This window comes from Micromonospora sp. NBS 11-29, assembly GCF_002140155.1.
Taxonomy (GTDB): Bacteria; Actinomycetota; Actinomycetes; order Mycobacteriales; family Micromonosporaceae; genus Micromonospora.
Genome location: NZ_NAPR01000025.1, coordinates 74,553 through 81,027, shown reverse-complemented (window position 1 = coordinate 81,027; position 6,475 = coordinate 74,553). Strand labels below are relative to the sequence as shown.

The window sequence follows — 6,475 nt, the reverse complement described above, 5'->3', positions numbered from 1 at the left end:
CCTCGCTCGACCGATCGAGATCTTGGTAAGGAATGGCCCCTCCAGGGGCGCTTTCGTACCAAGATCTCGACGCTTCCCGCCTGTCGGACCGCGCTTCCCGGGACGCGGGGAGGGTGGCGGCATCCGGCCCGATGCGGTCCGTCGCCGTGTCCGATGAATCCCCCGAGCGCGACGTCCACCCACCGCCCGGAAGCTGTTCCGGTGAGCCGCTTGGGTCAGATGTCGGCGGGGCGGCTTCGGCAGGTGCCGGCGGACCGGCCGGGAAGGCGCCGGCCGCCTGGGCGGCGCGGAGACAGTAGAACGCGCCGGAGCGGTAGTGCAGCAGCGCGGGATCGGTCGGCCGCAGCGCGGCGGCCACGGCGGCGTTGCCCTCGTGGCCGGCCGAGCCGATCGTGTAGTACCCCTCGCCGAAGCCGCGCAGCCAGCGCCCGGCCAGGTCGAGCAGCCGGCTGGTGACCTGCGCGTCGAATATGGCCAGCGCCTGCGCCCCGGTCAGCACCCCACCGTCCGGCAGCGTCCCACCATCAGGCCCTCCATCGCCCGGCAGCGCCCCGCCGGGCAGCGGTTCAGCGAGGTCGCGCCGTCGGCTGGGTACGCCGAGTGCGGCCAGGTCGGCCCGGATCCGGTCGTCGAGGTCGTGCGGGGTGGTCACGTCGGACAGCATTACCGAATCCGGCCCGGCTCGCCCAGTCGGACACGTCAGGAGCTTGGGCAGCCCATGTTGGTCGACACCGGTACGGCGAGGTGGCGGGGTCGTGGCGCGTCGAATGCCGCCAATTCCCCGAACTGGCGTCGACGTCGCCCTCCCGGGCTTCCGGGCGTGCTCAGGTCTCGTCGCACTGCGGCGGGCAGCCGCCGTCGGAGGTCTTCCGCAGCAGGTCACGCAACGCGGTCAACTCCGGCGTACTGAGCCCGTCGAGCAGTCGGGAGTCCGACATGACCTGCCGCACCTGGTCGCGTACCTGCCGGCCCCGGTCGGTGACCACGAGCGTCTTCTGCCGCCGGTCGACCGGGTCGGTTCGGCGCTGCACCAGCCCGGCCTGCTCCAACCGGTCGGTCAGGCCGGTGACGTTGGACCGATCACAGCCGAGCTGCTCGGCCAGGTCGCGGGCGGGCAGCGGACGGTCCGGGTCCAGCTCGTGCAGGGCCCGTGCGGTCGCCGGAGTGAGCCCCAGCGCGGCGATCCCCTGGTCCTGCTGGTGCCGCACGGCGGCGGCCAGGTGCAGGATCCGGCGCACCAGGTCGGCCCGGTCGCCGTCGACGGGAACGGTGGGATGCGCCATACCCCCATGGTACGTGCCGAATCAACAATTGACCTGCTCCACTATGCGGGCGCAAGGCAGCGACCCGGCCGGGACGACTGCTCGGATGACGTCACCCGATTTCATCCGCCGGCCGCTGTTCGGCGGGAAGTGCCGTCCGGTCGACCGCGCGTCACCTGGCGGCCATCGGCGGCCGTGAGGCTGCCCGGAGTCGACGAACCGGATTCCGGGGAGGAAAATCGTGACCCTGTCCCGACGTACCATCCTGCTCAGCGGCGCGGCGCTCGGTGCCGCCGGCGCGGTCGGTGGCCTGCCGCTCGCGGCCGCCGCGTCGCCCGGCCCGCTGCGCCGCGACCCGTTCACGCTCGGGGTGGCCTCCGGCGACCCCGACCACGACGGCTTCGTGCTCTGGACCCGGCTGGCGCCCGAGCCGCTGGCCGAGGACGGCCTGGGCGGCATGCCGTCCCGGGTGGTGCCGGTGGCCTGGGAGGTGGCCGCCGACGAGCGCTTCCGGCATGTCGTGCGGCGCGGCGTCGGGCTGGCCCGGCCGGAGTCGGCGCACAGCGTGCACGTCGAGCTGGGCGGGCTGCTGCCGGGCCGGGAGTACTTCTACCGGTTCCGCGCCGAGCGTTGGCTCTCGCCGGTGGGCCGCACCCGCACCGCGCCGCCGCCGTGGTCGATGCCCTCGGCGCTGGCCATGGGCTTCGTCTCCTGCTCGCAGTACGAGCACGGGTACTTCACCGCCTACCGGCGGCTGGCCGAGACGGAGCCGGAGCTGATCCTGCATCTCGGCGACTACCAGTACGAGTACGCGCCGGACACCTACACCGTGCCCGGCGGCAATCCGCGTGACCACGAGGGGCCGGAGACCCGGACGCTGGCCAACTACCGGCAGCGGCACGCCCAGTACAAGACCGACACCGACCTCCAGGCCGCGCACGCGGTCGCGCCCTGGGTGGTGGTCTTCGACGACCACGAGGTGGAGAACAACTGGGCCGACGAGGTGCCCGAGGCCGCCGACCCGGACTTCCTCGCCCGGCGGGCGGCGGCGTTCCAGGCGTACTACGAGAACATGCCGCTGCGCCGCACCTCGATCCCGCGCGGCATCGACATGCAGCTCTACCGCCGGGTGCGTTGGGGCCGGCTGGCCACGTTCCACATGCTCGACACCCGGCAGTACCGGGACGACCAGGCGTGCGGCGACGGGTACAAGAGCTGTGAGGCGGCGTACGACCCGGCCCGGTCGATCACCGGGGCGGAGCAGGAGGCGTGGCTGCTGGACGGGTTCCGCCGCTCCGAGGCCCGCTGGGACCTCCTCGGCCAGCAGGTCTTCTTCGCCCAGCGGGACAACAACGCCGGGCCGCTCACGGTCACCAGCATGGACGCCTGGGACGGGTACGTCGCCTCCCGGGACCGGATCACCCGGGGCTGGGTCTCCGCCGGGGTGCGCAACCCGGTCGTGCTCACCGGCGACGTGCACGCGCACTGGGCCAGCGACCTGAAGCTGGACTACGCCGACCCCACCTCCCCCACGGTCGGCAGCGAGCTGGTCTGCTCCTCGATCACCTCGACCGGGGACGGCGCGGACTCGCCCACCGGCTCGCACCCGTGGCTGGCGTTCAACCCGCACCTGCGCTTCCAGAACAACCTGCGCGGCTACGTCCGCACCACGCTCACGCCGAAGGAGCTGACCGCGAACTTCGACGTGCTGCCGTACGTGAGCCGGCCGGACGCGCCGGCGTACACCCGGGCCACGTTCGTGATCGAGGACCGCGTCCCCGGGTTGAACCTGACGTACGACCGGCCGCCGGCGGCCGCGCGGACCGCCGCGCCCGGGGTCGACCAGGGCCGGCAGACGGTGGAGACGGAGACGGTGCGTCCGTGACGCCGGGCCGGGCCGGGGGCGACGCTCCCGGCCCGGCTCAGCCGGCCAGGAACGAGAAGCGGACCTGGCGGTCCGGGTTGTCGCCGTTCGGGTCGACCAGGCAGATCGACTGCCAGGTGCCGAGCTGGAGCCGCCCGTCGAGCACCGGCAGCGTCGCGTACGGCGGCACGAACGCGGGCAGCACATGGTCGCGGCCGTGCCCGGGTGAGCCGTGCCGGTGTCGCCACCGATCGTCGGTGGGAAGCAGGTCGTCGAGCGCGCGGAGCAGGTCGTCGTCGGACCCGGCGCCGGTCTCGATGATCGCCAGCCCGGCGGTGGCGTGCGGGACGAAGACGTGCAGCAGGCCGTCGCCCGCGCCGGCCACGAACCGCTCGGCCTCGGCCGTGATGTCCCGGACGGTCGGCCGGGATCCGGTCCGGACGCTGATCACCTCGCTGCGCATACGGCGCATTCTGCCGCAGCCGCCGGATCCCCGCCGCCAAGCCCCGCGGGCAGCGTGATCGCACAAAGTTACCGGCGGGTACCTGTGTTCAGCGTCGCGTCTGGGGGAGGCAGACGTGACGACGAGCGCCACGAGGGGGCAGGATGGCGCTAGAGACCTATCCCACACAGAACCGAGGGAACGCCTGTGGCTACGGAACGCAAGCGCCCGGTGATCACCGCTGGTCTGCCGAGCCAGCTTCCGGACATCGACCCTGAAGAGACCAGCGAATGGGTCGAGTCGCTCGACGGTGTCATNCCCGCGAGCGCCAGGTCGGGGTGCCGTCGCTGACCACCACCGACTACATCAACACCATCCCGCCGGAGCGGGAGCCGTGGTTCCCCGGTGACGAGCACATCGAGCGGCGGCTGCGGGCGTACATCCGGTGGAACGCCGCCATGCTGGTGCACCGGGCGCAGCGCCCGGAGATCGGCGTGGGCGGCCACATCTCCACGTTCGCCAGCTCCGCGTCGCTCTACGAGGTGGGCTTCAACCACTTCTTCCGTGGCAAGGAGCACCCGGGCGGCGGCGACCAGATCTACTACCAGGGTCACGCCTCCCCCGGCATGTACGCGCGGGCGTTCCTGGAGGGCCGGCTCAGCGCCGACCAGCTCGACGGCTTCCGGCAGGAGCTGTCGCACCCCGGCGGCGCGCTTCCGTCGTACCCGCACCCGCGGCTGATGCCGGACTTCTGGGAGTTCCCCACCGTCTCCATGGGGCTCGGTCCGCTGAACGCCATCTACCAGGCGCGGTTCAACCGCTACCTGCACCACCGTGGCATCAAGGACACCTCCCAGCAGCACGTCTGGGCGTTCCTCGGCGACGGCGAGATGGACGAGGTCGAGTCGCTCGGCGCGATCGGCGTGGCCGCCCGCGAGGAGCTGGACAACCTCACCTTCGTGATCAACTGCAACCTCCAGCGGCTGGACGGCCCGGTCCGCGGCAACGGCAAGGTCATGCAGGAGTTGGAGGCGTTCTTCCGGGGCGCCGGCTGGAACGTCATCAAGGTGGTCTGGGGCCGGGAGTGGGACCCGCTGCTCGCGGCGGACACCGACGGCGCGCTGGTCAACCTGATGAACACCACGCCCGACGGTGACTACCAGACCTACAAGGCGGAGTCCGGGGCGTACGTGCGGGAGCACTTCTTCGGTCGTGACGCGCGGACCCGCAAGATGGTCGAGCACCTCTCCGACGACGAGATCTGGAACCTGAAGCGGGGTGGCCACGACTACCGCAAGCTCTACGCGGCCTACAAGGCGGCGATGGAGCACACCGGCCAGCCGACGGTGATCCTCGCCAAGACCATCAAGGGCTGGACGCTGGGCTCGCACTTCGAGGGCCGCAACGCCACGCACCAGATGAAGAAGCTGACGCTGGACGACCTGAAGCTGTTCCGCGACCGGCTCTACCTCGACATCCCGGACAAGCAGCTGGAGGAGAACCCCTACCTCCCGCCGTACTACACGCCGGACGAGAAGTCGGACGAGATGGAATACCTGCGGGAGCGGCGTCGCCAGCTCGGTGGCTTCCTGCCGTCGCGCACCACCGAGCGCAAGACGCTGGCGATCCCCGGCAGCGAGCGGTTCTCCGACGTCAAGCGCGGGTCGGGCAAGCAGAAGGTCGCCACCACGATGGCCTTCGTCCGCCTGCTCAAGGACATCATGAAGGACAAGGAGTTCGGCAAGCGCTGGGTGCCGATCATCCCGGACGAGGCCCGCACCTTCGGCATGGACTCGCTCTTCCCGACCCAGAAGATCTACTCGCCGCACGGCCAGCGCTACACCTCGGTCGACCGGGAGCTGTTCCTGTCGTACAAGGAGTCGACGACCGGGCAGATCCTGCACGAGGGGATCAACGAGGCCGGTTCGGTCGCCTCGTTCACCGCCGCCGGCACGTCGTACGCCACGCACGGCGAGCCGATGATCCCGATGTACATCTTCTACTCGATGTTCGGGTTCCAGCGCACCGGCGACGGGTTCTGGGCGGCGGCCGACCAGATGGCGCGCGGCTTCGTGCTCGGCGCCACCGCCGGCCGGACCACGCTCAACGGCGAGGGCCTCCAGCACGAGGACGGCCACTCGCTGCTGCTCGCCGCCACCAACCCGGCGGTGGTCGCGTACGACGCGGCGTTCGCCTACGAGCTGGCGCACATCGTGGAGAACGGCCTGCACCGGATGTACGGCGAGGCGCAGGAGAATGTCTTCTACTACCTCACCATCTACAACGAGCCGATCTTCCAGCCGGCCGAGCCGGAGGGCGTGGACGTCGAGGGCATCGTCAAGGGCATCTACCGCTACTCGCCGGCCCCGCAGGTCGACGGGGAGGCGCCGAAGGCCAACATCCTGGCCTCCGGCACCGGCATGCAGTGGGCGCTCAAGGCGCAGCAGCTCCTCGCCGAGGACTGGGGCGTGGCCGCCGACGTGTGGTCGGTGACGTCCTGGACCGAGCTGCGCCGCGACGCGGTGGAATGCGAGGAGCACAACCTGATGAACCCGGGCGAGGAGCAGCGGGTGCCGTACGTCCAGCGGAAGCTGGCCGACGCCGACGGCCCGAAGGTCGCGGTCAGCGACTGGATGCGCGCGGTGCCGGACCTGATCGCCCGCTGGGTGCCGGGTGACTACACCTCGCTCGGCACCGACGGCTTCGGCATGTCGGACACCCGGCACGCGCTGCGCCGCCACTTCCACGTCGACGCGGAGTCGGTGGCGGTCGCCACGCTGCGGCAGCTCGCCCTGCGCGGCGTGGTCCCGCCCCACGTACCGGCCGACGCCGCCCGCAAGTACGCGCTGGACGACGTCACCGCCGCCCCGGTCGGCGAGACCGGCGGCGACAGCTAAAAACCCGCAC

The 6,475-nt window shown here is 71.4% G+C and carries 3 protein-coding genes and 2 pseudogenes; 2 read left to right on the top strand and 3 right to left on the bottom strand.

The features are described from left to right. A pseudogene (locus B1205_RS32380) lies at positions 1-664 on the bottom strand (hypothetical protein); the annotation flags it as partial. A 160-nt stretch (positions 665-824) separates the two neighbouring features. Continuing rightward, complete coding sequence (locus B1205_RS25860) at positions 825-1,283, bottom strand: MarR family winged helix-turn-helix transcriptional regulator (protein ID WP_089157978.1); 459 nt, start codon at positions 1,281-1,283, stop codon at positions 825-827. Positions 1,284-1,503: 220 nt separating this feature from the next. Here B1205_RS25860 and B1205_RS25855 point away from each other — a divergent pair, with 220 nt between their 5' ends. After that, positions 1,504-3,147: an alkaline phosphatase D family protein gene (locus B1205_RS25855; RefSeq protein ID WP_089157977.1), complete on the top strand. Its 1,644-nt coding sequence runs from the start codon at positions 1,504-1,506 to the stop codon at positions 3,145-3,147. 37 nt (positions 3,148-3,184) lie between these two features. Here the strand turns inward: B1205_RS25855 and B1205_RS25850 are convergent, their stop codons facing one another. After that, the gene (locus B1205_RS25850) at positions 3,185-3,589 is read right to left on the bottom strand and encodes a YjbQ family protein (RefSeq protein ID WP_172967946.1); all 405 of its coding nucleotides are present in this window, start codon (positions 3,587-3,589) and stop codon (positions 3,185-3,187) included. A gap of 186 nt (positions 3,590-3,775) precedes the next feature. Between B1205_RS25850 and aceE the strand changes: the two are divergent. After that, positions 3,776-6,465, top strand: a pseudogene (aceE, locus tag B1205_RS25845) (pyruvate dehydrogenase (acetyl-transferring), homodimeric type). Positions 6,466-6,475 lie beyond the last annotated feature (10 nt).

Bases quoted from the DNA above. Each gene is read 5' to 3' on its own strand.
- B1205_RS25860 (WP_089157978.1), bottom strand. From the start codon at position 1,283: ATGGCGCATCCCACCGTTCCCGTCGACGGCGACCGGGCCGACCTGGTG.
- B1205_RS25850 (WP_172967946.1), bottom strand. From the start codon at position 3,589: ATGCGCAGCGAGGTGATCAGCGTCCGGACCGGATCCCGGCCGACCGTC.